The sequence below is a fragment of the Paraburkholderia sp. HC6.4b genome (assembly GCF_014200875.1).
Classification (GTDB): Bacteria; Pseudomonadota; Gammaproteobacteria; order Burkholderiales; family Burkholderiaceae; genus Paraburkholderia; species Paraburkholderia tuberum.
The window spans coordinates 376,312-401,666 of sequence record NZ_JACHDC010000005.1; the positions used below are offsets into that span (position 1 = coordinate 376,312).

General features: G+C 62.4%; 23 protein-coding genes and 2 pseudogenes. 11 read left to right on the plus strand and 14 right to left on the minus strand.

Annotated elements, in window-relative coordinates; genetic code table 11:
• Positions 1-2 precede the first annotated feature (2 nt).
• The 3 genes from ureE to ureG are packed head-to-tail and all read left to right on the plus strand — an operon-like array spanning position 3 to position 1,988.
• A complete protein-coding gene (ureE, locus tag HDG34_RS10405; protein ID WP_184059706.1) occupies positions 3-638 on the plus strand; it encodes an urease accessory protein UreE in 636 nt (211 codons plus the stop codon).
• Complete coding sequence (locus HDG34_RS10410; protein WP_184059806.1) at positions 625-1,305, plus strand: urease accessory protein UreF; 681 nt, start codon at positions 625-627, stop codon at positions 1,303-1,305. The genes ureE and HDG34_RS10410 overlap by 14 nt, the downstream gene beginning before the upstream one ends.
• Positions 1,306-1,325: 20 nt before the next feature.
• Positions 1,326-1,988, plus strand: coding sequence for an urease accessory protein UreG (gene ureG, locus HDG34_RS10415; RefSeq protein WP_184059708.1), 663 nt, complete (start codon positions 1,326-1,328; stop codon positions 1,986-1,988).
• Between the two features lie 168 nt (positions 1,989-2,156).
• Here ureG and HDG34_RS40130 read toward each other — a convergent pair.
• A pseudogene (locus HDG34_RS40130) lies at positions 2,157-2,222 on the minus strand (4Fe-4S binding protein); the annotation flags it as partial.
• Between the two features lie 186 nt (positions 2,223-2,408).
• Here HDG34_RS40130 and HDG34_RS10425 point away from each other — a divergent pair.
• A pseudogene (locus tag HDG34_RS10425) lies at positions 2,409-2,719 on the plus strand (DUF4148 domain-containing protein).
• Positions 2,720-2,979: 260 nt separating this feature from the next.
• Positions 2,980-4,911, plus strand: coding sequence for an acyltransferase family protein (locus HDG34_RS10430; RefSeq protein ID WP_184059711.1), 1,932 nt, complete (start codon positions 2,980-2,982; stop codon positions 4,909-4,911).
• Between the two features lie 239 nt (positions 4,912-5,150).
• Here HDG34_RS10430 and HDG34_RS10435 read toward each other — a convergent pair whose 3' ends face one another.
• From HDG34_RS10435 to HDG34_RS10445, 3 genes are read right to left on the minus strand one after another with little or no spacing between them, the layout of a single operon-like run.
• A complete protein-coding gene (locus tag HDG34_RS10435) occupies positions 5,151-5,501 on the minus strand; it encodes a VOC family protein (RefSeq protein ID WP_184059713.1) in 351 nt (116 codons plus the stop codon).
• On the minus strand, positions 5,498-5,713 hold the full coding sequence (locus tag HDG34_RS10440) for a hypothetical protein (RefSeq protein WP_184059715.1): 216 nt from the start codon (positions 5,711-5,713) through the stop codon (positions 5,498-5,500). The genes HDG34_RS10435 and HDG34_RS10440 overlap by 4 nt, the downstream gene beginning before the upstream one ends.
• A gap of 58 nt (positions 5,714-5,771) precedes the next feature.
• Positions 5,772-7,124 carry a serine hydrolase gene (locus HDG34_RS10445; RefSeq protein ID WP_184059717.1) on the minus strand — a complete coding sequence of 451 codons (1,353 nt, stop codon included), beginning with the start codon at positions 7,122-7,124 and terminating at the stop codon, positions 5,772-5,774.
• A gap of 240 nt (positions 7,125-7,364) precedes the next feature.
• Between HDG34_RS10445 and HDG34_RS10450 the strand changes: the two genes are divergently transcribed.
• Complete coding sequence (locus HDG34_RS10450; protein WP_184059719.1) at positions 7,365-7,919, plus strand: chloramphenicol phosphotransferase CPT family protein; 555 nt, start codon at positions 7,365-7,367, stop codon at positions 7,917-7,919.
• A 332-nt stretch (positions 7,920-8,251) separates the two neighbouring features.
• Here HDG34_RS10450 and waaA read toward each other — a convergent pair whose 3' ends face one another.
• From waaA to HDG34_RS10470, 4 genes are all read right to left on the minus strand, one after another.
• Positions 8,252-9,565 (minus strand): lipid IV(A) 3-deoxy-D-manno-octulosonic acid transferase, encoded by a 1,314-nt coding sequence (waaA, locus tag HDG34_RS10455; RefSeq protein WP_184059721.1) that lies wholly within the window; start codon positions 9,563-9,565, stop codon positions 8,252-8,254.
• Between the two features lie 88 nt (positions 9,566-9,653).
• The gene (locus HDG34_RS10460) at positions 9,654-10,538 is read right to left on the minus strand and encodes a Kdo hydroxylase family protein (protein ID WP_184059723.1); all 885 of its coding nucleotides are present in this window, start codon (positions 10,536-10,538) and stop codon (positions 9,654-9,656) included.
• 80 nt (positions 10,539-10,618) lie between these two features.
• A complete protein-coding gene (gene waaC, locus HDG34_RS10465; protein ID WP_184059725.1) occupies positions 10,619-11,620 on the minus strand; it encodes a lipopolysaccharide heptosyltransferase I in 1,002 nt (333 codons plus the stop codon).
• A gap of 175 nt (positions 11,621-11,795) precedes the next feature.
• Positions 11,796-13,190: a phosphomannomutase/phosphoglucomutase gene (locus tag HDG34_RS10470; protein WP_090803354.1), complete on the minus strand. Its 1,395-nt coding sequence runs from the start codon at positions 13,188-13,190 to the stop codon at positions 11,796-11,798.
• 342 nt (positions 13,191-13,532) lie between these two features.
• Between HDG34_RS10470 and HDG34_RS10475 the strand changes: the two genes are divergently transcribed.
• From HDG34_RS10475 to galE, 4 genes are all read left to right on the plus strand, one after another.
• Positions 13,533-14,795 (plus strand): oligosaccharide flippase family protein, encoded by a 1,263-nt coding sequence (locus HDG34_RS10475; RefSeq protein WP_184059727.1) that lies wholly within the window; start codon positions 13,533-13,535, stop codon positions 14,793-14,795.
• The gene (locus HDG34_RS10480; RefSeq protein ID WP_184059729.1) at positions 14,792-15,622 is read left to right on the plus strand and encodes a glycosyltransferase; all 831 of its coding nucleotides are present in this window, start codon (positions 14,792-14,794) and stop codon (positions 15,620-15,622) included. The genes HDG34_RS10475 and HDG34_RS10480 overlap by 4 nt, the downstream gene beginning before the upstream one ends.
• A 137-nt stretch (positions 15,623-15,759) precedes the next feature.
• Positions 15,760-16,908, plus strand: coding sequence for a glycosyltransferase family 4 protein (locus tag HDG34_RS10485; RefSeq protein ID WP_184059731.1), 1,149 nt, complete (start codon positions 15,760-15,762; stop codon positions 16,906-16,908).
• Between the two features lie 13 nt (positions 16,909-16,921).
• On the plus strand, positions 16,922-17,944 hold the full coding sequence (gene galE / locus HDG34_RS10490; RefSeq protein WP_184059732.1) for a UDP-glucose 4-epimerase GalE: 1,023 nt from the start codon (positions 16,922-16,924) through the stop codon (positions 17,942-17,944).
• 125 nt (positions 17,945-18,069) lie between these two features.
• Here galE and HDG34_RS10495 read toward each other — a convergent pair whose 3' ends face one another.
• Positions 18,070-19,629, minus strand: a complete 1,560-nt coding sequence (locus HDG34_RS10495; protein WP_184059735.1) for a methyl-accepting chemotaxis protein — start codon at positions 19,627-19,629, stop codon at positions 18,070-18,072.
• Between the two features lie 248 nt (positions 19,630-19,877).
• On the opposite strand from HDG34_RS10495, the gene HDG34_RS10500 reads away from it, so the two are divergent.
• Entirely contained in the window at positions 19,878-20,978 is a 1,101-nt protein-coding gene (locus HDG34_RS10500) for a glycosyltransferase (protein ID WP_184059737.1), read from the plus strand.
• 128 nt (positions 20,979-21,106) lie between these two features.
• On the opposite strand, the gene HDG34_RS10505 is transcribed toward HDG34_RS10500, so the two are convergent.
• The 5 genes from HDG34_RS10505 to HDG34_RS10525 all read right to left on the minus strand — a co-directional run bounded on the left by HDG34_RS10505 (position 21,107) and on the right by HDG34_RS10525 (position 25,351).
• A complete protein-coding gene (locus HDG34_RS10505) occupies positions 21,107-21,364 on the minus strand; it encodes a hypothetical protein (protein ID WP_184059739.1) in 258 nt (85 codons plus the stop codon).
• Entirely contained in the window at positions 21,345-21,863 is a 519-nt protein-coding gene (locus HDG34_RS10510; RefSeq protein WP_184059741.1) for a DUF2778 domain-containing protein, read from the minus strand. Before HDG34_RS10510 ends, HDG34_RS10505 begins: the two co-directional genes overlap by 20 nt.
• 362 nt (positions 21,864-22,225) lie before the next feature.
• Positions 22,226-22,483 carry a hypothetical protein gene (locus tag HDG34_RS10515; protein WP_184059743.1) on the minus strand — a complete coding sequence of 86 codons (258 nt, stop codon included), beginning with the start codon at positions 22,481-22,483 and terminating at the stop codon, positions 22,226-22,228.
• A complete protein-coding gene (locus tag HDG34_RS10520; protein ID WP_184059745.1) occupies positions 22,464-22,982 on the minus strand; it encodes a DUF2778 domain-containing protein in 519 nt (172 codons plus the stop codon). Before HDG34_RS10520 ends, HDG34_RS10515 begins: the two co-directional genes overlap by 20 nt.
• Before the next feature lie 488 nt (positions 22,983-23,470).
• Positions 23,471-25,351, minus strand: coding sequence for a nucleoside-diphosphate sugar epimerase/dehydratase (locus HDG34_RS10525; RefSeq protein ID WP_184059747.1), 1,881 nt, complete (start codon positions 25,349-25,351; stop codon positions 23,471-23,473).
• Positions 25,352-25,355 lie beyond the last annotated feature (4 nt).

The window sequence follows — 25,355 nt, forward strand, 5'->3', positions numbered from 1 at the left end:
TCATGCGTACACTGAACAAACTTCTCGCGCCGCATCTGAAGATCGCGCCGGTACTCGTCAAGCGTGCGCCGACCTTGACGCTCGCGTTCGATGAACGTCGCAAGAGCCGTCTCGCCGCGACGCTCGATGACGGCGAGGAAATCGCATTGCTGTTGCCGCGCGGCACCGTGCTGCGCGATGGCGACGTGCTCGTCGCCGATGATGGCGGGCTCGTGCGTGTCGTTGCAGCTGATGAAGCCGTGCTTGTCGTACGCGCATCGGACGCGTTGACGTTGACGCGCGCCGCCTATCACCTCGGCAATCGTCATACGCCGGTCGAAGTGGGCGCCGATTATCTGAAGCTCGAATACGATCCGGTGCTCGCCGACATGCTCAAGCGCATCGGCGCGACGGTCGAGCAGGTGTCGCTGCCGTTTCAGCCTGAAGCCGGGGCGTATGGCGGTGGACATAAGCATGGGCACGACGAGACGTTCGCCGAGGACTATGCGATCGCGCAGCAGGTGTTTGGTGAGCATCATGGGCACGAGCATGCTCATGCCCATGAGGGCTCTTCGCACTCGCACGATCACGACCATGACCACGTGCACGACGAATCGTGCGGACATGGACACCACCCGCATCGACATGCGCATCGCTGAATTCACCGCGCTGCTGCATCTCGCGTCGCCAGCACTGCCGATTGGCGCGTTCAGCTATTCGCAGGGTCTCGAAGCGGCGATTGAAGTGCAGCTCATCACCGATGCCGACTCCGCGCGCACGTGGATTGAACGCGGCCTGACCGACGTGCTCGCGCGCGGCGAGTTGCCGTTCCTCGCGCAGCAGATCGAACGCTGGCGCACGCACGACGCCGTGGAACTCGCCGACGCCAACGCCGAATTCCTCGCGAGTCGCGAGTCCGCCGAACTGCGCCGCGAAACGGAGCAGATGGGCTGGTCGCTGCGACAGCTGTGCGTGTCGCTCGAATGGGGCGATGTGGCAAGACGCGCGACGCTCGCGTCGCTGACGCCGCTCGCGCAGCCGAGCGCGTTCGCATTCGCCGCTCACGCGCACAATGCTCCGGTCGATGCCGCGCTCGCCGCCTATGCGTTCAGCTGGGTCGAGAACCAGGCCGCCGCCGCGTTGAAGGCGGTGCCGCTCGGCCAGCTCGCGGGGCAACGCATCATCGTCGCGCTGCGTGAGCCGATCGAGGCGGCCGTCGCGCGCGCGCTCGCGACCTCGCGTGACGACCTCAACACGTTCGCGCCGCAGCTCGGCATTCTGTCGGCGCGCCACGAGTCGCAGTATTCGCGGCTCTTCCGCTCGTAGCACGATTCCCACGATCCATCATGAACGCATCTCATCATTCCGCTTCCCATACCGCGAGCCAGATCCGCACGAAGAAGCTGCCGCCGCTGCGCGTGGGCGTCGGCGGCCCGGTCGGCTCGGGCAAGACCACGCTGCTCGAAATGCTGTGCAAGGCGATGCGCGACCAGTACGACCTCGTCGCGATCACGAACGACATCTATACGAAAGAGGATCAGCGTCTGCTGACCGTCGCGGGCGCGCTGCCGGCCGAGCGCATCATGGGCGTCGAGACGGGCGGCTGCCCGCACACCGCGATCCGCGAGGACGCATCGATCAACCTCGAAGCGGTCGACCGCATGCTCACGCGTTTTCCGAATGCGGACATCGTGTTCATCGAATCGGGCGGCGACAACCTCGCGGCGACTTTCAGCCCGGAGCTGTCGGACCTGACGATCTACGTGATCGACGTCGCGGGCGGCGAGAAGATTCCGCGCAAGGGAGGACCTGGGATCACGAAGTCGGATCTGCTCGTGATCAACAAGACGGATCTCGCGCCGCTGGTGGGCGCGAACCTCGACGTGATGGCATCGGACGCGAAGAAGATGCGCGGCGAGCGGCCGTTTGTGATGTGCAATCTGAAGGCGCTCGAGGGTCTTGATGACGTGGTGAAGTTTATTGAAAAGAAGGGGTTGTTGAAGGTGTGAACAAGTAGCGCTGGCGCGTGCACAGCAAACAGCGACGATCGGCTCCCGCCAGACCTTCGCATCTTCGATCACCGCACCATAGGCGGTGATGAACGTCATCCACACCGACGCAACGCGAAAAGCCCGTCATCAGCTTAAGAAACGACGACTGTAAATTCGACCCCTGATTCAAAGTCCAGCGCGTTCAGGGCACGCCATCACGCAAAGACCGCACGAGCGGCAGGCGTGCGCGTTCGGTGTCCAGCGTCTTTCTTGGACGCTCGTTCAGACGTCTGGCATCTACAAGGTGGTGAGAGAGGGCGACGCCGGCTCCGGCTTCGAAGTGACATGCGTCGAAGGCGAGCATTTTCCGCCCACACGCAGCGGCAAGCGTGCGCATTATGAGTTGGTTCACGGCGCGCGCAGGGAAGGAAACGTACTATGAGAAATCGGCCTGGAACACGGTCAATACTTCCCGCTCTGGTGAGTTTGCTCGCCGGCTGTGTCGCTAGTGGCTTGCCGTATACCGGGCCGCACCTCACTCCGACAGAGTGCCGCGACCTGCCGGCGCTCAAGACAAACGCGCCCCTACGATGGCGCAGCACCAAAGCGAACTCGCTGCCTTGAGGAAAGCGGGCTACGACCCGTCACCGTGGTTTGATGATCCGTATTACCCGGATGATCTACAAGCGGCACAGCGCCTGGTCGACTATTGGTTCCAAACGGAGTGCCAACACCCTCGACCCGGCTGAGATAGAGAGATCGAGGACTGACTTGGATGTCACCGCGCGGCCAGGAGCGGCCAGTCGACATAGCAGCTCGAATCGCTAACAATCTGGGCTGAATATCGAGGCAACGCAATGCGGTTTTGATGCAGCAGAACGGTGGGGCTACCCGGGAAGCCGTTAAACTGTTGGGTTTTGTCGAGCGCGTGACGGCATGAGGGAGCGCCCTGCGCAACTACTTAGAATGCATTCAGTTCGGGCGGCACTAGCTGGCCCAACCGCCAAGTATGGAATTTAGAAAAGACATAAACGGCCTGCGCGCGATTGCGGTTATAGCAGTTGTTCTCTTTCACTATGGCGTCAGGTATTTCGACGGTGGATATGTCGGCGTAGACGTGTTTTTCGTCATCTCGGGCTTCCTGCTAACGTCGATCGCGCATGGCAGGCTCCAAAAGCGCCAATACTCCGCCGTTCAATTCATGTTGAACCGTCTTCGCCGGATATTTCCTGCCCTTCTGGTGACGGTGATCGGATCCTGGATATGGGCGACGCTGTTCTACCTGCCCGATGACTTCAGCAGGCTTGTTCGGAACGGCACGGCGGCGCTTTTGTTCCGGTCGAACTACGCGTTCCTCGGCGACGCGGGTGGATATTTCGCGCCCGATGCGCGTTCGAACATTCTTTTGCATACGTGGTCGCTCGCTGTTGAGTCTCAGTTCTACCTCATGTTCGCGATCACATGCGCGCTGTTCTGGCCAGCGGCCGGGGCGCGGCGGAAGGTGGCGGGATGGCTGCTGTTTGGCGTTGTCGCTCTATCGTCGCTGGCATGGTGTGTCGTCCATACGCCTGCGCATCAGCCGAGCGCCTTTTACCTGCTATGGGGCCGCGCGTGGGAGTTCATGGCTGGTTCGGTGGTGGCTCTGCTCCCGGCCAGACCGCGTCGCGGCGCTGCAAACGTCGTGGCGGTTGCGGGCGCGGCCCTGTTGTTGGCCGCGGTATTCGATCTTCGCGCGGACGATCCCTATCCCGGTTGGCGAGCGATCCTTCCTGTCGCGGGAACTGCGCTCATCATCTATGCGGGTGAAGGTTTCCTGACGACGGTTCTTTCTAGCGGGCCGCTTCAGTTTCTCGGCGCAATTTCCTATTCGGTTTATCTATGGCACTGGCCGATCCTGCTCATGTTTCGAGAGCGTGCGGGTGCCGAGCCGTCGCCCCTTCAGGTGGCGCTTCTGATTCTTGTTTCGATCGCGGCTGGATGGCTTTCCTACGCATGTGTCGAGCAACCGGGGCGAAAGCGGTTGGGCAATGTTCCCATCACTGTCTTGCTGGCGGCTTGCGTCGCCTCGGGCTTCGCCTTCACTGCGGTTCTCAACAAAACGGACGGCCTGCAAGGCAGGCTACCGCCGTACCTCCGCGCCGCGTCGACGGCCATGAAGAGCGAGGGACCGCGCTCGTATGAGTGTCAAAGAGACGTGGATGGCACCAAGCATTCGCCAGGCGATTTTTGTAGTTTGGGCGGCATGCCGTCGGGCGCTAATCCGACGATCATGCTGTGGGGCGACTCGTTCTCCAACATGGTCCAGCCAATTGTAGACGGTGTCTCAGCTGAGACGCATGTTCCCGGCATAGTTGCTACGCTGGGTGGGTGTCCTCCGTTCAGGGGGAAGGTATTTCCGGGTTCCGGGGCAGAGATTTTTCCGGGGTGTGAGCGATACGCAAACTTCGCCTTTGATCACTTCATGGATACACCGTCGATCAAGCTCGTCGTGGTGGCGGGTGACTGGCAACGATATGAGCCGATCTACGAAGGGAACGTGTTGAAGGGTATCGCAAAGGTTCTAGCAGCCCGTGGTGGAAAGATGGTGCTTGTCACTGCGGTGCCGAATCCTCGGGGCGATTCGCCACGCGATTGGGCTCGTATCCAGGTTGCGGCCGGTCACGAGATATCCGACGTGACTATTTCACGACCGTGGCAAGCGGATATCGTTCAACGGGGCAATCAGATTGCCGACATTGCGAAGCAGGTTGGCAATGTAACCCTCGTTGACCCATTCGACGCGCTTTGCAATCAGCAAGTGTGCTTTACAGTCAAGGACGGAGTAGGGCTGTACAAAGACACCGACCATCTGACACAAGACGGCGTGAGGCTGCTGGCTCCGCGTCTATCGTCAACGATACGACAGGCTCTGGTGGACATCGGCGCGGTCAAGAAGCCGTGAGCAAGTGCTTTGAAGAATGACAGCAACAAGTTTGCCCTAAAGGAGCCTAACTTGGTTCTCAGACGGAATGTGCCCCGGCTTGAATAAGCGTCTTGGTCTGGCGTGCTAGATGGTTTGAGTGTCTGCTATCAAGAAACGCTACCGTCCCTTGTGGGTCGGGTTCAGCCGACCGCGTCGGACGGCAGCCGGCCACGAGCAGCCTGTCGAAATGGCCACGCAGATCATCGACAATATTTAGGTTAGCCGTAGAGCCCAACGCAATTTTCCCACGGGTCGCGCAGCATACACATCCGCTTTCCATCTTCCACTTGGCTTGGCCCACGATAAAGCGTGGCACCTATGTTCAAGAAATGCTTTAGCGATTCATCGAAGTCATCGACGGTCCAGTAGACGACTGTGCCCGCCGATCCCGCCGATAATTTTGCATCGGCGGGAACAATTTCAAGTCTGATGCCATTGAATTTGAGGTATGCCAGATTGAACTCTTCAAGAAAGCGCCTCTCAGCGCCTCGAAAAGCTGACTGGTACCAGTCCAATGCGGCCGGCACATCTGGCACATACACAAGCACTGCACATATTTGCGAGTTCATGCGGGAGCTCTTCTGTATCGTCGCTGAACGAGGTGGAGGAAGATCGCGATCGCGATATTGGTCGAAAAACCTGCTTTAGCAAAGGGTCCCTCGGCGATTTGCTCGCGCGGGATGCACACGACGCCCTCTTCGTCACCAACGATCAGGTCACCTGGCGTTGACAATTGCCTTGCAGACTCCTCGCTTGCTTCGCGGGTGAACATTGCGGTCATTGAGAATCGTGATGTGCGCCGACAATCGAGCCAATATCGATACGAGGAATTAGCGTCCTCAAGAATCGATTTTGCGCGCGACCAGATCGTATCCGTTCTGATGCAGCGTCAGCTTTTCGGCGAGCCCCTGATCGTCCATTTCGAAGGTGATCTGCGCGTCAATCGACTCTGCAAAAAATCGGTGTTCGGCCTCGGGATACAGCGCGATTCTCGGTTGCCCAATACCTTGGGTGAAAAGTTGTCCATTATCGACCGTCATCGTCAGGATGAAGTCCGGACGTAGCCAGAAACGCCCTGCATAGGACTGCAGGCGGACAGGATCGACGTCGATCTCGTTTCGAATCTTGACCTGTTGCCGTAGGGGTTTTTCGGGTCTCAACAGATGCAGGCCAATGTCGCCGACGTCGAACGCCGCGTTCGCCAACACCACGACGCCTCGTGATGCGCGACGATCGAACCCGATGAACGACCGGCACCCCAGTGTTCCTCCGGTATGGCCGAACCATTCTGGTTCGCCATCTGTGCTGCCGGCGCCCATTGCCCAACAAAGTGGAATGACCTGGTCTCCAAGCTGCCGACGTATGTCGAGCGTATCGCCAATTGCTCTATCGAGCGCGGACGGCCGGTAGCCCATCACCGCTTCGAGAAATTGCAGTTGATCATCTACCGTGGACACCAACGCCCCTGCCGCTTCAAATACCTGACCAAGCTCCATCCGCTGCGCGAAACGCAGGTCGAGGTCGTGACCAGGGATGCACCTCCTTTCTATCTCGTGAGGCAGTGCGATGGCCGTACTCGCCAGTTGCAGCGGTGTGAGGATGCGAGCCCTCAGCACGGTTTCATAATCCGTTCCTGCCCGACATGCAAGCGCATAGCCCAGCAGGCCAACGCCGAGGTTCGAATACTCGAACTCCGAGCCGATGTCACGGGTCAGTTCATAGCGGGCCAGGAACGCGTAAAGAAGATCGATCGTGTAACCCGAGAACGGGTCGGGTGAACCGTTCCCGACCATGTTGTCGGGATGACGGGGCAACGCGGATGTATGCGTCGCAAGGTCATGTAGAGTGATAGTCCTGCCGTTGCGTTCTGGCACGGCCGGATTGCCGGGCAAAAGACGCTGAACTGGTTCATCAAGCGAGACTTCGCCACTCGCGATCATGTCCGCGAGCAGGATTGCGGTATACACTTTCGTCACTGATCCAATTTCGAACGCAGTGTGCTGGTCGGGGATACGGGCGTCGTTCTGACCGAATCGGCCATAGCCGACGACGCGCCGCTCGCCATCGCCCACCATTCCAACGACGATTCCCACGCCTTCGCGGCGGGTATCGATCCGGTCCGAAAGGATGCGTCGGATTGCGTTCTCATCGAGGAAGCGATTGCTGGGTGTAAGGGGCGCTCTCGCTGGCATGGGGCTCCTCTGGCGTAGGTCGGATTAATCACGTCGCAGCTGAAGTAGGTGGCAACTTGCAAGCACGTGGTCGTCAAATGGAAGACTGAACCTCACTTTCATTCGCTTGGGCTAGGCGGCGAAAAATGGATAAGGGGCGAGTTGGAGGCGGTGTGCAGCAATGAACTCTCTGCGACTACGCGGCGACAGTTGACAGTGCTGCCCCGTATCATTGCCCAATTGAATCATACGCGGACGTCAATGCAGACACCGAAAATCATCTTGCTAAACGGTGTGGGCAGCTCAGGCAAGACCTGTCTGGCCCGCGCTCTGCAGGCAGCGGCCGAGGACGCGTTTTTGCATGTCCAGATGGACGCGTTTCTAGCGATGCTACCGACTCGTTATCTGGACGATCCCGATGGATTCACCTTTGCATCGTCGACCGTGGAAGGACACAAGGTCGTATCAATACACAGCGGTCCGGTTGCCCGACGCGCCATGCTGGGTATGCGACACGCTATCGTTGCACTGGCATATAACGGCAACAATCTTATAGTTGATGAGGTTCTTCTTGGCGAAGAAAAAAATGACTATGCTCGTCTGTTCGAGACATTCCAGCTAATCACTGTCGGCGTCCTCTGTCCACTCCACTTGCTTGAGGAACGAGAACGGCAGCGGGGTGATCGGCTTGTCGGTTTAGCTAGACGGCAATACGACAAGGTGCATACGGGAATGAACTACACCGTTACGGTCGACACCAGCGAAGCTACGCCAGGGGAGTGCGCGCAAGTCATACTGCGAGCGCTTTCATCCTGAATTTGCGGTAAGTTTCGGCTCCGGCTGGGTACTAAAACTCCGCGTCCGCTCACGTGAACGTCCGCTTCGTAGAAAAGCGAGCGTCTCTTCAGGGTCGACAGCCGCCCGACGACTGCGAAGACACAGCGGCCACCGCTGTCCTTGCACCGCGCAATGAGCTTTTTTAAACTGCGCATCAAAAACAAGAGCCGGGATTCCGGGCGCTTCTTTTCAAGCGCTACCCAGTTTTTTTTCACTACCTGCGGCTGCACGTTCACATTAACCAGCACGGTCTGCACTTTCCGCGTCATCCGACAAAGCACCACGCCGCGTTGCACGGCATCCGCTCATCCCTACTCCGGCAACAACGCCGCCAACACATCCACCGTCCTCGCCGTCGCCCCGCGATGCCTCGCCGCAAACGCGGCAGCCGCACCGCCCATCGCGAGCCGCCGCGACTTGTCGCCGAACAGCTCGCGCAGCGCGCGCGCCAGATCGGCCGGGTCCTGCACCTGCACGGCGGCACCGGCCGCGACCGCATCGGCGGTGGCTTGCGTGAAGTTGAAAACGTGCGGCCCGATCAGCACCGGCACGCCGACCGCGCACGCTTCGATCAGGTTCTGTCCGCCAAGCGGCAACAGACTGCCGCCGATAAACGCAAGATCCGACGCCGCGTAGTAAGCGCCCAACTCGCCCATCGAATCGCCGAGAAGCACGTTCACGTCGCGAGGCAGCGGCGCCACGCCATCGTCAGCGATGCGCGCCGCCGACGCGACCTTCGCATCGGGCGCCCAACTCGATCGCCGTTCGAGCCGCAACCCCGCTTTCTCGACGAGCGCCGCGATTTCATTGAAGCGCTGCGGATGACGCGGCACCAGAATCAGCAGCGCATCGTCGATGCCGAGCGCCGCGAACGCCTCGAGCACGAGCGCTTCTTCGCCCTCGCGCGTGCTCGCCGCGACCCACACGGGCCGCGTGCCGATCGCCGCGCGCCACGCGTGGCCGCGTGCCGCGAGTTCGGGCGGCGTGCTCATGTCGAACTTCAGATTGCCGAGCACCGCGACATTGCGCGCGCCGAGCGAGGTCAACCGCTCGGCATCGGACGGACTCTGCGCGAGCACGCGCGCGAAGCCGCCGAACACGTCCTTCGTCGCACCGCCGAATTTCGCCGCGCGCTTGAACGAACGTGCCGACATCCGCGCGTTGGTCAGCACGAGCGGCACGTCGGCGCGACGGCACTCGTCGATCAGGGTCGGCCACACCTCGGTTTCCATCACGAGACCGAGCGACGGCCGCCACCCGCGCAAGAAGCGCCGTACCGCATGCGGCATGTCGTACGGTAGATAACTGCGCAACACGCGGTCGCCGAAAATCTCGATGCCGGTCGCGCGGCCGCTCGGCGTCATGTGCGTAAGCAGAATGCGCGCGTCGGGGCGCGCCTTCATCAGCGCATCGATCAGCGGCTGCGCGGCGCGCGTCTCGCCGACCGACACCGCATGCACCCAGATCAACGGCGCGCTGTCCTCCAACAAGCGCCCGCGCGAATAACCGAAGCGCTCGCCGATATGCTCGCGATAACCGCGCTCCTTACGCGAACGGATCAACAGACGCAGCACCGCAAGCGGCGCGATGAGCCACCAGAGCGCGCGATAGATCGCCCTTAGCATCGGCGCCCCGCGTGATTCGGAAAGCGCAGCGCGCTCACGCGCGCGATGCGGGCCGGCATCTGCCCGGCCCTCGAATCGACCGCCGCGCTCAAACCAGCGCCCTGCGCTTCAGGCGCTCGAGAATGCCGAGCGGCGCGCATTCCGGCTGCGCCATCGCCTTCACTGGCAGGAAGAAAGTCTGCTCCAGCATGAACTGGCCGGACATCACCGCATGCGAGGTCTGGTCGGAGAAGCACACCCACACGCTGCCCGGTGGAAACGGCATGGTCTGTTGCGGGCTCGTCTTCTGATAGTCGAGGTCGGCCTTCATGCCGTCGTGCAGACTGAGCATCAGATGATCGTATTCGCTGCGCAGCGATTTGGTCACGTGCAGCAGGTTCAGCAGCCACGCGGAGCCGGGCATCTGCGGCTTGATACGCGGCAGGAAGCGCTGCGCCATATCCTCGAACGGCTCGCCGACGCGCCATACGCGCGGCACGCCATGGGGATTGACGTTGGTGAACACGCGCAGGATGCGCTCGCCGTAATTCGGCCGCGACGGAAACGCGTCGACGTGCAGACGGCTATCGTCCTTGCGCCACGAGGTTTCGCGAGTCTCGACCTGATGCAGCCGCAGGCTCGTCGGCGCGACCCGCAGCTTGCCGCTGTACTCGGGAAAGAGCCCGTCGACGAGCGTGCGCGCATTCGCCTGATAACGCGCGATCAACGCGCGCACCGCCGATTGCGTGACCGCATCGCCGGCCACGCCATGCAGCGCGCCGCCGTTCGGTTCGAGGCTGATGTTCTTGCGGTTCGGATCGGCGAGCGCCGGGTCGAGCAGCGCCTGCTCGCCACCGTCGATCGCGAAGCGCAGGTTCGGGAAGTACAGCACCTTGCCGCGCTCGACGCCGGCGAGCAGCGTCTCTCGAGGCACGGACAGGTTGCAGCCGTGCCAGTCGGCGTTCGCTACTTCGATGATCTGGGTTTCGTTCATGGTCGCCCTTTGGAACGGAGGGTGCGCAAGGCGAAGCGCACCGACAGGATGCAGCAGGTGCTGATGCCGGCCGGCCCGGGTCACAACAGCCCGAAGCCGGCAAGCACCGACTTCACCTGCTGCAGCGTAGGCGGCTGCCCCGCCGCGCCGAGATTGACGACGTTCGGCGACCAGTAGCCGCCGGTGCGCCACGCGGTCGAGAAATTGTACAACTCGACCGTGGGCCGCTTCAGCGCCGCCGCGATATGGACCAGACCTGTGTCAACCCCGACCGTCGCGGCCGCGCCATCGATCAGCCCCACCACCGCCGGCAGCGACAGCTTCGGCGGCACGATCGCGGCCGCGCCGAACTCCTTTGCGAGCCGCTCGCTGGTCGCGCGCTCGGCGTCGCTGCCCCACGGCAGCACGATCGACGCGCCGCGCCGCACCAGCGCCTGCCCGAGTTCGATCCACGCGGCATCGGGCCACTGCTTGTCGGCGCGCGAAGTCGCGTGCACGAACACCACGTACGGCACCGGCAGATTCAGATTCGCCTGCGACAGCGCGAGCGCGGCACGGCCCGTGTCGAGACCGAAGTCGATGTCGTCGGTAGGTTGCGGCGGCGGATCGTTCAGCGCCGCGGCCACCAGTTGACGCGTGCGTTCGACCACGTGCGTGCGCGGCGCGATCGGCACGCGGCGCCCGTAGAAAAAGCGCACCGGCCATTCGTAGCCGGCGCCTTCGGTACGGTTGCCGAGGCCGACGAGCGGTCCGCGCGCCATGTTCGCGAGCCACGCGGTCTTGATGAGGCCCTGGCAGTCGATCACCAGATCGTAGTGCTCGGCGGCGAGCGCGCGGCGAAACGCGCCGATCTCGCGCCAGTTGTCGACGGACAGGATGCGCTTGCGCCAGCGCCGCAGCGACACCGGAATCGCGCGCCGCACACCGCTCACGAGTTCCACGAGCCCGACGAAGCTTTCCTCGACGAGCCAGTCGATCTGCGCGTCGGGATGGCGGCGCCGGATGTCCGCGATCACGGGCATGTTGTGAACGACGTCGCCCAGCGACGACACCCTCACGATCAGTATCTTTTGCGCGCTCAAGAGTGAGAAAACCGGCTATCCGGCTCGAAGATGCGTTGAAAGGACCGCAATTCTAGCGCGCCGTCCATGAAAGACATGAAAAACGCGGCGCGGTAAGGCAACCCGCGCCGCGTTCGGTAGGGGCGACGCTTCGAGCCGTCTTGACGAACTTCGAAGCGCAGCGCCGCATCAGCCGTCAGAACGGCAGTTTCGCATCGGCCTTCTCCGCGAGAATCACGCGGCGGAAGTCGTCCTGGATGCGTTTGAGCGCCGCGTCGTTGTCGGCCTCGAAACGCATCACCACGACCGGCGTCGTGTTCGACGAACGCGCGAGGCCGAAGCCGTCCGGATACTCGACGCGCAGACCGTCGATCTTCACGACGTTGTCCGCGCCGGTGAACTTCGCGTTCTGCTGCATACGCGCGATCAGCTCGAAGTTCTCCCCTTCCTCGAGTTTCAGCTGCAGCTCGGGCGTGGAGTGCGAGTTCGGCAGCGAGTTCAGCAGCTTGCTCGGGTCGGCGACACGCGTGAGGATCTCGAGCAGACGCGCCCCCGTGTACAGGCCGTCGTCGAAACCATACCAGCGGTCCTTGAAGAACACGTGGCCGCTCATTTCGCCAGCCAGCGGCGCGCCGGTTTCGCGCAGCTTCGCCTTCACGAGCGAGTGGCCGGTCTTCCACATCAGCGGCTCGCCGCCCTTGTCCTTGACCCACTTCGCGAGATTGCGCGTGCACTTCACGTCGTAAATGATCTGCGCGCCCTTGTTGCGCGACAGCACTTCTTCGGCGAACAGCATCAGCTGACGGTCCGGGTAGATGATCTGGCCGTCTTTGGTGACGACGCCGAGGCGGTCGCCGTCGCCGTCGAACGCGAAGCCGATTTCCGCATCCGTTTCCTTCAGCGCGCGAATCACGTCTTCGAGGTTCTCCGGGTGCGCCGGGTCCGGGTGGTGATTCGGGAAGTTGCCGTCGACTTCGGTGAACAGTTCGACGAGTTCGCAACCGAGCTTCCTGAACAGCTTCGGCGCGAGCTCGCCGGCCACGCCGTTGCCGGTATCGACGACGATCTTGATCGGACGCGCGAGCTTCACGTCGCTCGCGATGCGCTCGAGATACGCGTCGGCGATGTCGTACTCGGCGTAGCTGCCGCTGCCGTCGGCGAAGTTCTCGTCGACGATGCGCTGATGCAGCGCGAGAATCTGCTCGCCGTAAATGGCCGCGCCGCGCAGCACCATCTTGAAGCCGTTGTAGTCCGGCGGATTATGGCTACCCGTCACGACGATGCACGAGTCGACGCGCCGCTCGCCGCCCGCCAGTTTCAACGGTACGCTCGCCGCGAAGTAGCCGACCGGCGTGGGCACCATGCCCACGTTCACGACATCGACGCCGGCCGCACGCAGGCCGTCGGACAGCGCCCCGATCAGCTCGGGGCCCGACAGGCGTCCGTCGCGCGCGACCACGACCGCGTCGCCGCCCTGCGCGCGCACTTCGCTGCCGAATGCGCGACCGATGGAACGCGCGGCGTCGGCGTCGAGCGTCTTGCCAATGACGCCACGAATGTCATACGCCTTGAAAATGGATTTGGAGATCATGTTGGCTCACTTGCGTGCAATGGAAAATTTTGACCTGCGCACCGACCTCGACCGGTAACAATCGCCGGTTAAAACGCGGAAAAAATTCGCGTTAAAAACCACGGTAATACTCACGTTAAAAACACCTGTTACCGCGCCTCGATGCGCCCTTGCCGGAAGCGGTCCGGTTCCAACTTATAATTGCGTTTTTCTGACCAGCCTGAATACCGCCATTCTAATGCTTAGACGCCCTCCATTTGTAAAGTTGCCGTGGCTGCCGGCCGGGCGGGCGAATGCGCATAGCGCCGCATGCATGGCCGTGCGAGGCGGCTTGACCGACGCGCAGCGGCGAGCGGCCAACGGATGCTGACGGTCAAGCGCTTCGCCAATCCCGACGTCACCCGAGCGTTTACGAACATCGTCTGGCTGGGTCTCGAGCGGCTCACGCAGATCGGCGTCGCAATCGTGATCAGCGGCATGCTCGCGCGTTACTTCGGGCCCGAAACGTTCGGCAAATGGCAGTACGCGAATACGCTGCTGCTGGTGCTGTCGCCGATCACCTGGGTCTGCGGCGCGGAAATCCTCGTACCGACCATCGTCAACCGGCCGCCCGGACAACTCGGTACCGTCCTCGGCAGCGCGTTCGCGTTGCGCATCTCCGTCTCGGCGGTTGCGCTGCTGCTTACGTGGCTCGGCATTGCGCTGCACTTCTTCGAACCGCTCGTCGGTGCGATGCTCGCCGGCCTCGCGGTGACGATGCTGTTTCGCGAGCCGTTCGTCGGCGTGATCAACGCGTGGCTGCAAAGCATGACCTACAGCAAGCCGCAATTGCTGACCAGCATGAGCACCGCGGTGATCAAGGCGGCTCTCGTCTATCTGCTGGTGCGCGCGACGGCCGCGCCCGCGCGTTTCGGCTGGCTGTGGGCGCTCGAATCGGCGGCGATCGGCACGGTGCTGTTGCTCTACTTCATGCGCCGGCATGGCGGCAAGCTGGGCTGGCATGTCGAACGTTCGCTCTTCAGGCACTTCGCGAGCGCGGGCACTGTGTTCTGGCTCGGGCTCATCTGTATGTATCTATTTCTGAAACTGGACCGGCTGATGCTCGAGCGCGCGATTTCGTTCGCCGACCTCGGTCGCTACTCGGCCGCCCAGCAGTTGAATGAAAACTGGATCACGCTCGCGCTGATGCTCGCGCAAACCATTGCGCCCGCATTCGTCTACCGCGTGCAAGGCATCGCGCAACTACGCCGCAACATGTGGCGGCTCACCGCGCTGACCGCCGTGCTGATGGTGTGCGGCGCGTTCGTGCTCGATCTGCTCGCGGGCTTCATCATCCGCCGTGTGTTCGGGCCGGACTTCGAAGGCGCGATCGAAATCTTCCGCTGGGCCGTGTGGCTGTCGGTGCCCGCCGGCGTCGAGGCGATCGGCAATCTGGTCGTGCTCAAATATCAGGCCAAGTTCGTGTTGCTCGCCAAGTGGCTGCTCGCGCTCGCCGTCGCGTTCGCGGTCAATCTGCTGGCGATCCCGCGGCTCGGCGCGTATGGCGCGCTCGTCGGCCTCGCGGCCGGCTATCTGGCGGCCGCCTCGGTCAATCTTTATTACATCCGTTTCAAATTGCGCCCATGACGAATTCATCCGCCACCGCGCAAACCACGCTCGACGACGTCGCGGTGCTGATACCCGCCTATAACGGTCAGGCGGACGTCGATTCTACGCTCGCGTCGTTCGAAGAAAGTGCGCTGGTGCACGTACTGATCGTCGATGACGGCAGCACGCCGCCGATCGTCGCGCCCACGCTGCCGAACCTGAAGATCGAAGTGCTGCGCATGGCGCAGAACGGGGGCATCGAGCGTGCGCTGCGAACCGGCATCGACGCGCTCGCGCAGCGCGGCTTTCGCTATGCGGCGCGCATCGACGCGGGCGATCGCGCGGTGCCGCAGCGGCTCGCGAAGCAGCGCGCGTTCATGCAAGCGCATCCGAACGTGGCGGGCCTCGGCATGTGGACCCAGGTCGTCACGCGCGCGGGCGAGGCGCTTTTCATGCTGACGCCGCCGGCCGAGCCGAACGTGATCCGGCGCCAGCGCTTTTTCCGCTCGTGCCTCGCGCATCCGTCGATGATGCTGCGTATCGATGCCGTCCGCACAGTCGGCAACTACCGCGCCGCGTATCGTTCGGCGGAGGACCTCGATCTGTTCGTACGTCTGATGGAACGCTATGACTGCGCGAATCTGCCTGAACTCGGCCTTTTCTATGAGCTGAACGAAGGCGGCATCAGCGCGACGAAACGGCGCCGGCAGATCGGTTCGACGCTGCGTTTGCAGTTGCGCTACTTCAACGTGGCCAATCCTTACGACTGGTTGGGCCTCGCGAAGAATCTGTTGCATCTGATGCTGCCTTATCGCACGTTACAGCGGGTCAAGCGCGCGCTGCTCGCGCCGCGCGCGAACCGTTGAGTCGCGCCGCGTGTGAGCGCTGTCGCTGTCGTTGTCGTTGTCGTTGTCGCTTCATTCGCTGAGGTTCGCGCCGCATCGTAGGGCGCTGTCTTCGTATCAATGGTCCACACTTCATTCAACGCCCGGCATTTCTTCGCATGAAGCCCTCTTTCAAGTCGACGCCCGCGCTACGCATTACACTCGTTTGCAACACGGCCTGGGCAATCTATACCTATCGGCAAGGGCTGATCCGCACGCTGATCGGGCGCGGCGTCGACGTGACGGTGCTCGCGCCGCGCGACCGCACCTTCGAGTTGCTCGCCGCGATGGGCTGCCGTTGCATCGAGCTGCCGATGGCGTCGAAAGGCACGAGTCCGGGCGAAGATCTGCGCACGCTCGTCGCGCTGTATCGGCAGTACAGGACCATCCGTCCGCATGTCGTGTTTCACTACACGATCAAGCCGAACATCTACGGCTCGATCGCGGCGAAGCTGGCTGGCGTGCAGTCGGTGGCGGTCACCACCGGGCTCGGCTACGTGTTCATCCAGCACAGCCGCGCCGCGCAGATCGCCAAAAGGCTGTATCGTTTCGCGTTCCGCTTTCCGCGTGAAGTGTGGTTCCTGAATCGCGACGATCAGGCCGCGTTCATCGACGGCAAGCTGCTCGTGCATCCGGAGCGCGCGCGGCTGTTGCACGGCGAGGGCGTCGATCTCGAGCAGTTCGCGTTCACGCCGCTGCGCGAGCGCGCGGAGTTTCGCTTCGTGCTGATCGGGCGGCTGCTGTGGGACAAAGGCGTCGGCGAATACGTCGAGGCCGCGCGGCAATTGCGCGCGCGCTACCGTCACGCGCGCTTTCAGCTGCTCGGGCCGGTCGGCGTCGACAATCCGAGCGCGATCACGCGCGACGAAGTCGCCGCGTGGGAACAGGAAGGCGTGATCGAATATCTGGGCGAGGCGCACGACGTGCGGCCGTTCATCGCCGATGCCGATTGCGTGGTGCTGCCGTCGTATCGCGAAGGCGTGCCGCGCACGCTGATGGAAGCGTCGGCGATGGGCCGGCCGATCGTCGCGACCGACGTGCCCGGCTGCCGCGAGGTGGTGGCCGACGGCGTCAACGGCTTGTTGTGCGAAGCGCGCAATGCGCAGAGCCTTGCCGCGAGTCTCGCACGCATGCTCGACATGAGCGGCGCGGAGCGGCGCGCGATGGCGGAACGCGGCCGGCAGAAAGTCGCGACCGAATTCGACGAACGCATGGTCGTCGAAACCTATAAAGACCTGGTGCAAAAAATCACGGGTGTTTTACTTTAATGGGAGCAACAGCATGACCATGAAGGGCACGATTCTGGTAACTGGCGGCGCGGGTTTCATCGGCTCGCACACCTGCGTCGAACTGCTGAACGGCGGCTACGACGTCGCGGTGATCGACAACCTCGTGAACAGCAAGCGCGAAGCGGTGCGGCGCGTCGAGAAAATAACCGGCCGTGCGGTGAGCTTCTACGACGACGACGCGCGCGACGCAGCCGCGCTGCAGCGGATTTTCGATGCGCATCCGATCACCGGCGCGATCCATTTCGCGGCGCTGAAAGCGGTCGGCGAGTCGGTCGCGAAGCCGATCGAGTACTACGCGAACAACGTCGGCAGCCTGCTGACGCTACTCGGCGTGATGCGCGATCGCAACGTCAAGCAGTTCGTGTTCAGTTCGTCGGCAACGGTGTACGGCGTGCCGAAGAGCTCGCCTATCGACGAATCGTTCCCGCTGTCGGCGACCAATCCGTATGGTCAATCGAAGCTGATCGCCGAGCAGATCCTGCGCGATCTCGAAGTGTCGGACGCATCGTGGCGCATCGCGACGCTGCGCTACTTCAATCCGGTCGGCGCGCATGAAAGTGGCCTGATCGGCGAAGATCCGGCCGGCATTCCGAACAACCTGATGCCGTACGTCGCACAGGTCGCGGTCGGCAAGCTCGACAAGCTGCGCGTGTTCGGCGGCGACTACGAGACGCCCGACGGCACCGGCGTGCGTGACTACATCCACGTGGTCGATCTCGCGCGCGGGCATCTCGCCGCGCTCGATACGCTCGTCGAGCGCGATGCGAGCTTCGTCGTCAATCTCGGCACGGGCCAGGGCTATAGCGTGCTCGACGTGGTGCGCTCGTTCGAGAAGGCCTCGGGGCGGCCGGTGCCGTACGAGATCGTCGCGCGCCGCCCGGGCGACGTCGCGCAGTGTTTCGCGGACCCGAGCGCGGCCGAGAAAATCATCGGCTGGCGCGCGCAGTTCGGCATCGAGCGCATGTGCGCGGACCACTGGCGCTGGCAGTCGACGAATCCGCAGGGGTTTGCATAAAGCGCTTCGGCACCAGCGCATCCCGTTAAAAAAACGGCGGCGGCATTCGCGTAGCGCGGATGCCGCCGCCGTTTGCTTTGGCGCTCACCTCGTCAGAACGGTGAGCGCCGTGGCTGCTGAACCCGTTACGCCGTTGCCCCTTCCAACTGGAACACCGCGACCGCATCACGCAACGCCATCGCATGCTCTTCCAGCGACTTCGCCGCGGCCGCCGCCTGCTCGACGAGCGCCGCGTTGTGCTGCGTGACCTCGTCGATCTGCGACACCGCCTTGTTGACCTGCTCGATGCCGTCGCTCTGTTCGAGCGCCGACGCCTCGATCTCGCTCATCACGCCGGTCACGCGCTCGACGGCCTTCAGCGCTTCCTGAATCGTCTTCTGCGCATCCGACACCAGCGACGCACCCTCCTCGACCTTCGCCGCCGACTCGCCGATCAGCTCCTTGATCTCCTTGGCCGCCGCGCCCGAGCGCTGCGCGAGGCTGCGCACTTCCGAGGCGACCACCGCGAAGCCGCGTCCCTGCTCGCCCGCGCGCGCCGCTTCGACGGCCGCGTTCAACGCGAGAATATTGGTCTGAAACGCAATCCCCTCGATCATGCCGATGATCTCCGTGACCTTGCGCGACGACTCGCTGATGCCGTCCATCGTCTCGGTCACGCGCGACACCACCTTGCCGCCGCGCGTGACCGTATCGAGCGCGCCGTGCGCGAGGCGGTTCGCCTGCCTGGCGTTGTCGGCGTTCTGTTTCACGGTCGCCGACAGCTGCTCCATGCTCGCCGCGGTCTGCTGCAGCGCGGCCGCCTGCTGCTCGGTGCGCGCCGACAGATCGGCATTGCCCGACGCGATTTCGTTCGCGCCCTGCGTGATCGCGCTCGTGCTGCCACGCACCTTGCCGACCGTTTCGACGAGGCCGTCGCGCATCCTCGTCAGCGCGCCGAGCAGCTGGCCCATCTCGTTGCGCGATTTCACCTTGATCGCGACGCTCAGGTCGCCGGCCGCGATGCGCTCGAAGTGCTTGACCGTCGCGTTGACCGGCTTGATCAGCGCCGACGACAACGCGACCCGAGCGCCCACCGCGATCACGAGCGCGATCACCGCGATCGCGCCGAACAGCACTGTCGCGAGCTGGAAGCGTCGCGCGCCGGTCGCGGCCTGCTGATGCTGATTGTCCATCTGCGCTTTTTCGAGCGCGTCGATCGCTTTCGAGTAGGACGCGTACAGGCTGTTCGCCGTGTCGCCCTGGATGTTGCGGAAGGTGTTGAAGTCGAAGTCGATCAATGCCTTGAATTCCGGTTCGATCGCCTTGTCGACGAGCGCCGCGCGCGCGTCGCCGACGCTCTGCGCGAGCTTGCGCTCTGCGTCGCTCGCGAACGGGCCGGCCATGTAGTTGCGGAAGTCGTTGTTCGATTCGAGCAGCACCTTGTGCGCGGCCGGCAGCAGATCGTCGGTCTGCTTGCCGACGCTGAACAAGGTCTGATAGGTGCCCAATGCGAGCTGCACCTGCAGAAGCTTCTCGGAACTCGCCTTCAGATGCGACAGCGCGACCGCACTGCGCTGCGTGTCGTCGAGGCTGTCGTTGGCGAGCTTCAGCGCGCCGTAGCCGACAGCGATCACCGTCAGAAGGAAGGCGACGAATACGCTGATCACGAGCGTCAGTCCGCCACGAATTGTGATGTTATTAAGCATTGGGTCTCCGGAACGCCTTTGTTGCGCGCGACTTACACTTCGTCGCATCCAGGTTTACGGTTGCGGCGCGCGCGCGCCGCATAGGGGGAATCCATGAGGAGCGAGCGCTCACGGGCCTGTGCGGGCCACTTCGGTCTCGCTATCTGGGATTTTTTGCCGGCCTGGATGAAAGCTTCGCGCCCGTGCCGCGCGCCGGCCGCCGCACGTTTCGTTTGTATAATTCCGCGTCTTCGCTCAGGCCCACTTTCATGCTTAGTTTTGCGCTCGGCTTTCTCGTCTCTCTGCTGATCACGCTGTTGATCGTGCGCTATGCGCATCTGCATGAAAAGTTCTCGACCGACACCGATCTGGCCGGCGTCCAGAAATTCCACGTGCGGCCGGTGCCGCGCATCGGCGGGACTGGGATTCTGGTCGGGCTGATCGTCTCCGCGGTGCAATTGCATCGCGCGTATCCAGCCGTATCGGGCAGCATTCTCGGGTTGATCGCGTGCGGCATGCCGGCGTTCGGCTCGGGGCTCGTCGAGGATCTGACCAAGCGCGTGTCGCCGCTCGCACGCCTGATCTGCACGATGGCGGCCGCCGCGCTCGCCTGGTTCTTTCTCGACATCGCGGTCACGCGCATCAGCGTGCCGCCGCTCGACTTTCTGCTGTCATATGCGGCGATCTCGTTCGTGGTCACGGTGCTCGCGGTCGCGGCGCTCGCCAACGCGATCAATATCATCGACGGCTTCAACGGCCTCGCGTCGATGGTCGCGTTCATGATGTTCGCGTCGCTCGCGTATGTGGCGTTCCAGGTGCACGACCCGGTCGTGCTGTCCGCGTCGTTCATGATGATGGGCGCGGTGCTCGGCTTCTTCATCTGGAACTTCCCGGCCGGGCTGATTTTTCTCGGCGACGGCGGTGCTTACTTCATCGGCTTCATGCTCGCCGAGCTGTCGATCCTGCTCGTGATGCGCAATCGCGACGTATCCGCGTGGTATCCAATGCTGCTCTTCATGTACCCGATCTTCGAGACCTGCTTCTCGATCTACCGCAAGAAGTTCATTCGCGGCATGTCGCCGGGCATTCCGGATGGCGTGCATCTGCATATGCTGGTCTACAAGCGGCTGATGCGCTGGGCGGTCGGCGCGCGCACCGCGCGCGAGCTGACGCGCCGCAACTCGCTGACGTCGCCGTATCTGTGGCTGCTGTGCCTGATTGCAGTCGTGCCGGCGACGCTGTTCTGGCGGCACACGCTGCATCTGTTCTGCTTCGTTGTCGTGTTCGCCGCGACGTATGTGTGGCTTTACGTGAGCATCGTGCGGTTCAAGTCGCCGCGGTGGATGGTGGTGAGGAAGGGGAAGCGGTGAGCAGAAACGACAAAGGCTGAAATCGGCTCACTCGGCTCGAAATGTAGCAATAAATCCTCTCTTCACGAGATTCCTCCAAATTCATCAATGCACGGGATAAACAAAAGCCCCGTCGCCGGGGCTTTTGTTTATCCCGTGCGATACCACCGCCATAGCTTCAGGATCGCCACATACGCCAGCGCCGCCACGATCAGTTCGATAGTCACCCACACCATGTAATACAGGTCATCAGGGTCACGCACACCGAGCCAATCGGAAGCCGCCCAATATGCATTCGACTCGCTTTCTGTCCACTCGTACGGATACGGCCGGACATAAAGAACAGAGAGAACAAACAGCGCCAGAAACAACGTGACCTTGAACAGTCTACGGGCAAGTGTTGCCATATGTGATGACCTCAATTGTTCCGTAGGCCCGAAGCCCCGAAATGCCGGCAGGGATCGTCATGGTGCGCAGCAGCGCATTGCGGATTCTCATGAAATCGCTATGGCTCGGCAAGGTAATGCAACCAAGTGATGCGCCGTGCCCGCCTGCTGGATGCAACCGGAACTGCCCACGCTTGACACCATTGACCCAAGTGAAATCATCGACTAGTCCATCATCCCGATACAGGGCGAACCAGTCACCGTGATTCGACGGATGGCCGAAAACGGCATTCAACGCGTCTTTTCCCAATGCGTAAGCCTGTGAACGGATGCCACCAGTCGGACGGTCGACGATCCAGTATTTGCCGGCGGGAATCGGCCCCTTGCTAGGCACAGCCGTGCAGCTGCCCCGATTGCGGTATTGCCGGTCGCCAGAATAAGCGTCAAAGGTGCCGATGCCAGAAATGGTGAGCGGTGATAGTGGCTCGTTATTCACGAGGAATTTGCCGGTGTAGGCCATATGTCACACCTCCTGATTACGCTGGCTGTAGGTCATTGCGTCCTGCACAGGTTCCTCCCGTCGGGGAACCTTGACCGTAAGCGCGCGTGCCCCTGGCGCGCTACAGGTCGATTCCCGATTTGCCGCCTCCTTCGCCTGGGCAAAAAAAGCGCGCCACAAGGGCGCGCAAAAATTTGCATCACAGATAAAAGAGCTAACCGAACCGCCACCTCAGCGAGAAAGCGATACCGGGTTGCGACGATTCAATGCTAGGTGTATGTGCCGGGCGCAGGCTTCAGACGACTCCGAAACGTCGGGGCGTGCGCGATGGTCGTCAACTCTCCTGAGCAAAAATAGAAAAGCCCCCTCCCCAGGGCTTTCGTCTACTTCGTGCGGTACCACCGCCATAGCTTCATGATCGCCACATACGCCAGCACCGCCACGATCAGTTCAATCGTCACCCACACCACGAAATACAAATCTTCGGGATCGCGGACACCAAGCCAACGCGAAGCACCAAACCATGCGCGCGACTCGCTTTCTGTCCACTCATAATGGTACGGACGGACATAGAGCAGAGAGAGATAGCACAGGCCGATAAACAGGGCGACCTTGAACACCCTACGGGCAAGTGTTGCCATATGTGATGACCTCAATTGTTCCGTAGGCGAGAAGGCCCGAACTGCGCGCGGGAATTTTGACCGTGTGCAGCAGCGCGTTGCGGATTCTCATGAAATCGCTATGGCTCGGCAGCGCGATGCAGCCAAGCGAAATCCCGCGTCCGCCTGCCGGATGCAAACGGAACTGCCCGCGTTTGACGCCATTAATCCACGTCAGATCATCAATCGTCCCATCATCACGATATAGCGCGAACCAATCACCGTGATTCGATGGGTGACCCATTGCTGCATTCCACTCATCTTTTGCCCATGCAAACACCTGAGAACGGATGCCGCCCGTGGGGCGGTCCACGATCCAGTATTTACCGGCAGGGAGCGGCCCATCATTAGGCACCATCGTGCAGCCGCCCCGATTGCGATATTGATTGTTGCCTGAATACGCGTTGAACGTGCCGATGCCAGAAATGGTGATCGGTGATAGGGGCTCGTTATTCACGAGAAATTTGCCCGTGTAGGCCATGTGTCACGCCTCCTGATTGCGCTGGCTGCAGGTCATTGCGTCCTGCATAGGTTCCTCCCGTTGGTGAACCTTGACCGTAAGCGCGCGGGCCACTGGCGCGCTACAGGTCGATTCCGGATTTGCCGCCTTTTGCGCCGGGACAAAAAAAAGCGCCACGCGGGCGCGCAAAACCTTTGCATTACAGAAAAAGAGCCAACAGAGCCGCCAGAGCCGCCAGAGCCGCCAGCTCAGCGGGAACGACATACCGGGCGGCGACGGTTCAATGCTAGGTGTATGTGCCGGGCGCAGGCTTCAGACGACTCCGAAAAGCCGGGGCGTGCGCGATGGTCGTCAGCTCTCCTGGGCAAAAATAAAAAAAGCCCCAGCAGATCTGTAGGGGCTCTTATCTATAAACATCCGGCGGCCAACTTCAACGGGTCAACTGACCTGCCTTCGCGGGTACTGATTCACTGCTTCGACTACTCCGATGACTCGCGGCGGCGGAACGCCTACGACACCCGCGTCGCCGGCGCCACACTACGCAGCGTCGTCGCGGTCGCTGGCAGATACTCCGGCACCCAGCGCCGCAGATCGCGCCGCACTTCATCGTCGGCCGGCACGCGATGCTGCATCAGCCACGGCAGCAGATTGTCGATCAGGCTGTCCGGCACCTCGCGCGCCTGCGCGATGCGCAGTTTCGGGTGCGGTGTGCGCGTGGTGGTTTCGTCGTCCGCGAGCAGTTCTTCGTAAAGCTTCTCGCCCGGACGCAAACCCGTGAACACGACGCGAATCTGCTCTTCGGTGAAACCGTACAGGCGGATCAGATCGTGCGCGAGATCGGCGATTCGCACCGGCTTGCCCATGTCGAGAATGAAAATCTCGCCGCCGCGCCCCATGCTCGACGCCTGCAACACAAGCTGCGACGCCTCCGGAATCGTCATGAAGAAACGCGTGATTTCCGGATGCGTGACGGTCACCGGCCCGCCGCGCGCGATCTGCTCCTGGAACTTCGGGATCACGCTGCCAGCGCTACCGAGCACGTTGCCGAAGCGCACCGTCTCGAACTGCGTGCGCCGCGCGCCCTGCTGCTGCAGCGCCGAGCACGCCATCTCCGCGAGCCGCTTGCTCGCGCCCATCACGTTGGTCGGGTTGACCGCCTTGTCGGTCGAGATCAGCACGAAATGCGCGACGTCGTGGCGGATCGCCGCGCGCGCGACGCGGTACGTGCCAAGCACGTTGTTGCGCACCGCCTGCCACGTGTTGACCTCTTCCATCAACGGCACATGCTTGTAGGCCGCCGCATGAAACACGATGTGCGGACAGTAGCGCGCCATCACCTGATCGAGCAGCAGCGAGTCCTTCACGTCGCCGACGATCGGCACCACCGACACTTCCGGATATTTGTCGCGCAGCTCTTCGTTCAGCCGATAGATCGAGAACTCGGAGATGTCGAACGCGACCAGTTGCACCGGACCGAAGCGCAGGATCTGCCGGCATAGCTCCGAGCCGATCGAGCCGCCCGCGCCCGTCACCATCACGACGCGGTTTTTCAGCAGCGCGGCGACGTGCTCGGTGTCGATCGTCACCGGGTCACGGCCGAGCAGGTCTTCGAGATCGATCTGCCGCACCCGCGACAGGAACGCCTGACCTTGCGTGAGCGGCGTGAGCGCGGGCAGCGTCATCGCGCGTACGCCGGCGCGCACGCACAGCGTGGCGACGCGTCGCTGGGTGTCGACGGAGGCCGACGGAATCGCAATGATCGCGTGCTCGGCGCGCAGCGTCTCGGCCCAGTGGGCCAGATCGCTGATGGGACCGAGCACCTTATGGGCATAGATTTCGCGGCCATGCTTGGCGGGATCGTCGTCGAGCAGGCCGACGAGACGCCATTCGCCCGAGCGGGAAAGCTCGCGAGCAAGCGTGGCGCCCGCGTTGCCCGCGCCGAGAACGATCACGGGCTTGCCTTGGCCGACGAGGCCGCCGTACAGGTAAAACTCCTTGGTCGCGCGATAGAGCGCACGGGCGCCTCCCATCACGAGAAACAACAGGATTGGCGAGACGATGAGGACCGACCGCGGGACGATGGGAATCGGCTGGATCATCACCGCGGCGACCATCACCACGATCCCGCCCGCGATGACCGCCTTGGAAATGCGCATCAAATCGGGCAGGCTCGCGAAAACCCACATGCCGCGGTACAAGCCGAAGATGCGGAACATCAAACCGTAGACCGGCAGAACCCAGACTAGCGCGTGCAATGCGCCCATCCAGAAATCGTGGGGAATGGGACCGTTGAAACGGATCAGATAGGCGGAAAGCCACGTGCCCATCACCCCGCACAGATCGAACAGGAAGGCGCTGAACGATAGCCATGAGGCTTTATTTCGAAGCATCGGC

What these genes read in the sequence shown, in the direction of transcription:
- HDG34_RS10475 (WP_184059727.1), top strand. Translation starts at nt 13,533, where the DNA reads ATGCTGACGGTCAAGCGCTTCGCCAATCCCGACGTCACCCGAGCGTTT.
- HDG34_RS10450 (WP_184059719.1), top strand. Translation starts at nt 7,365, where the DNA reads ATGCAGACACCGAAAATCATCTTGCTAAACGGTGTGGGCAGCTCAGGC.
- waaA (WP_184059721.1), bottom strand. Translation starts at nt 9,565, where the DNA reads ATGCTAAGGGCGATCTATCGCGCGCTCTGGTGGCTCATCGCGCCGCTT.
- HDG34_RS10510 (WP_184059741.1), bottom strand. Translation starts at nt 21,863, where the DNA reads ATGGCCTACACCGGCAAATTCCTCGTGAATAACGAGCCACTATCACCG.
- HDG34_RS10430 (WP_184059711.1), top strand. Translation starts at nt 2,980, where the DNA reads ATGGAATTTAGAAAAGACATAAACGGCCTGCGCGCGATTGCGGTTATA.
- HDG34_RS10470 (WP_090803354.1), bottom strand. Translation starts at nt 13,190, where the DNA reads ATGATCTCCAAATCCATTTTCAAGGCGTATGACATTCGTGGCGTCATT.
- HDG34_RS10460 (WP_184059723.1), bottom strand. Translation starts at nt 10,538, where the DNA reads ATGAACGAAACCCAGATCATCGAAGTAGCGAACGCCGACTGGCACGGC.
- HDG34_RS10515 (WP_184059743.1), bottom strand. Translation starts at nt 22,483, where the DNA reads ATGGCAACACTTGCCCGTAGGGTGTTCAAGGTCGCCCTGTTTATCGGC.
- HDG34_RS10495 (WP_184059735.1), bottom strand. Translation starts at nt 19,629, where the DNA reads ATGCTTAATAACATCACAATTCGTGGCGGACTGACGCTCGTGATCAGC.
- HDG34_RS10500 (WP_184059737.1), top strand. Translation starts at nt 19,878, where the DNA reads ATGCTTAGTTTTGCGCTCGGCTTTCTCGTCTCTCTGCTGATCACGCTG.
- HDG34_RS10440 (WP_184059715.1), bottom strand. Translation starts at nt 5,713, where the DNA reads ATGACCGCAATGTTCACCCGCGAAGCAAGCGAGGAGTCTGCAAGGCAA.
- galE (WP_184059732.1), top strand. Translation starts at nt 16,922, where the DNA reads ATGACCATGAAGGGCACGATTCTGGTAACTGGCGGCGCGGGTTTCATC.
- HDG34_RS10410 (WP_184059806.1), top strand. Translation starts at nt 625, where the DNA reads ATGCGCATCGCTGAATTCACCGCGCTGCTGCATCTCGCGTCGCCAGCA.
- HDG34_RS10480 (WP_184059729.1), top strand. Translation starts at nt 14,792, where the DNA reads ATGACGAATTCATCCGCCACCGCGCAAACCACGCTCGACGACGTCGCG.
- HDG34_RS10505 (WP_184059739.1), bottom strand. Translation starts at nt 21,364, where the DNA reads ATGGCAACACTTGCCCGTAGACTGTTCAAGGTCACGTTGTTTCTGGCG.
- HDG34_RS10485 (WP_184059731.1), top strand. Translation starts at nt 15,760, where the DNA reads ATGAAGCCCTCTTTCAAGTCGACGCCCGCGCTACGCATTACACTCGTT.
- HDG34_RS10445 (WP_184059717.1), bottom strand. Translation starts at nt 7,124, where the DNA reads ATGCCAGCGAGAGCGCCCCTTACACCCAGCAATCGCTTCCTCGATGAG.
- HDG34_RS10520 (WP_184059745.1), bottom strand. Translation starts at nt 22,982, where the DNA reads ATGGCCTACACGGGCAAATTTCTCGTGAATAACGAGCCCCTATCACCG.
- HDG34_RS10525 (WP_184059747.1), bottom strand. Translation starts at nt 25,351, where the DNA reads ATGCTTCGAAATAAAGCCTCATGGCTATCGTTCAGCGCCTTCCTGTTC.
- HDG34_RS10435 (WP_184059713.1), bottom strand. Translation starts at nt 5,501, where the DNA reads ATGAACTCGCAAATATGTGCAGTGCTTGTGTATGTGCCAGATGTGCCG.
- ureE (WP_184059706.1), top strand. Translation starts at nt 3, where the DNA reads ATGCGTACACTGAACAAACTTCTCGCGCCGCATCTGAAGATCGCGCCG.
- ureG (WP_184059708.1), top strand. Translation starts at nt 1,326, where the DNA reads ATGAACGCATCTCATCATTCCGCTTCCCATACCGCGAGCCAGATCCGC.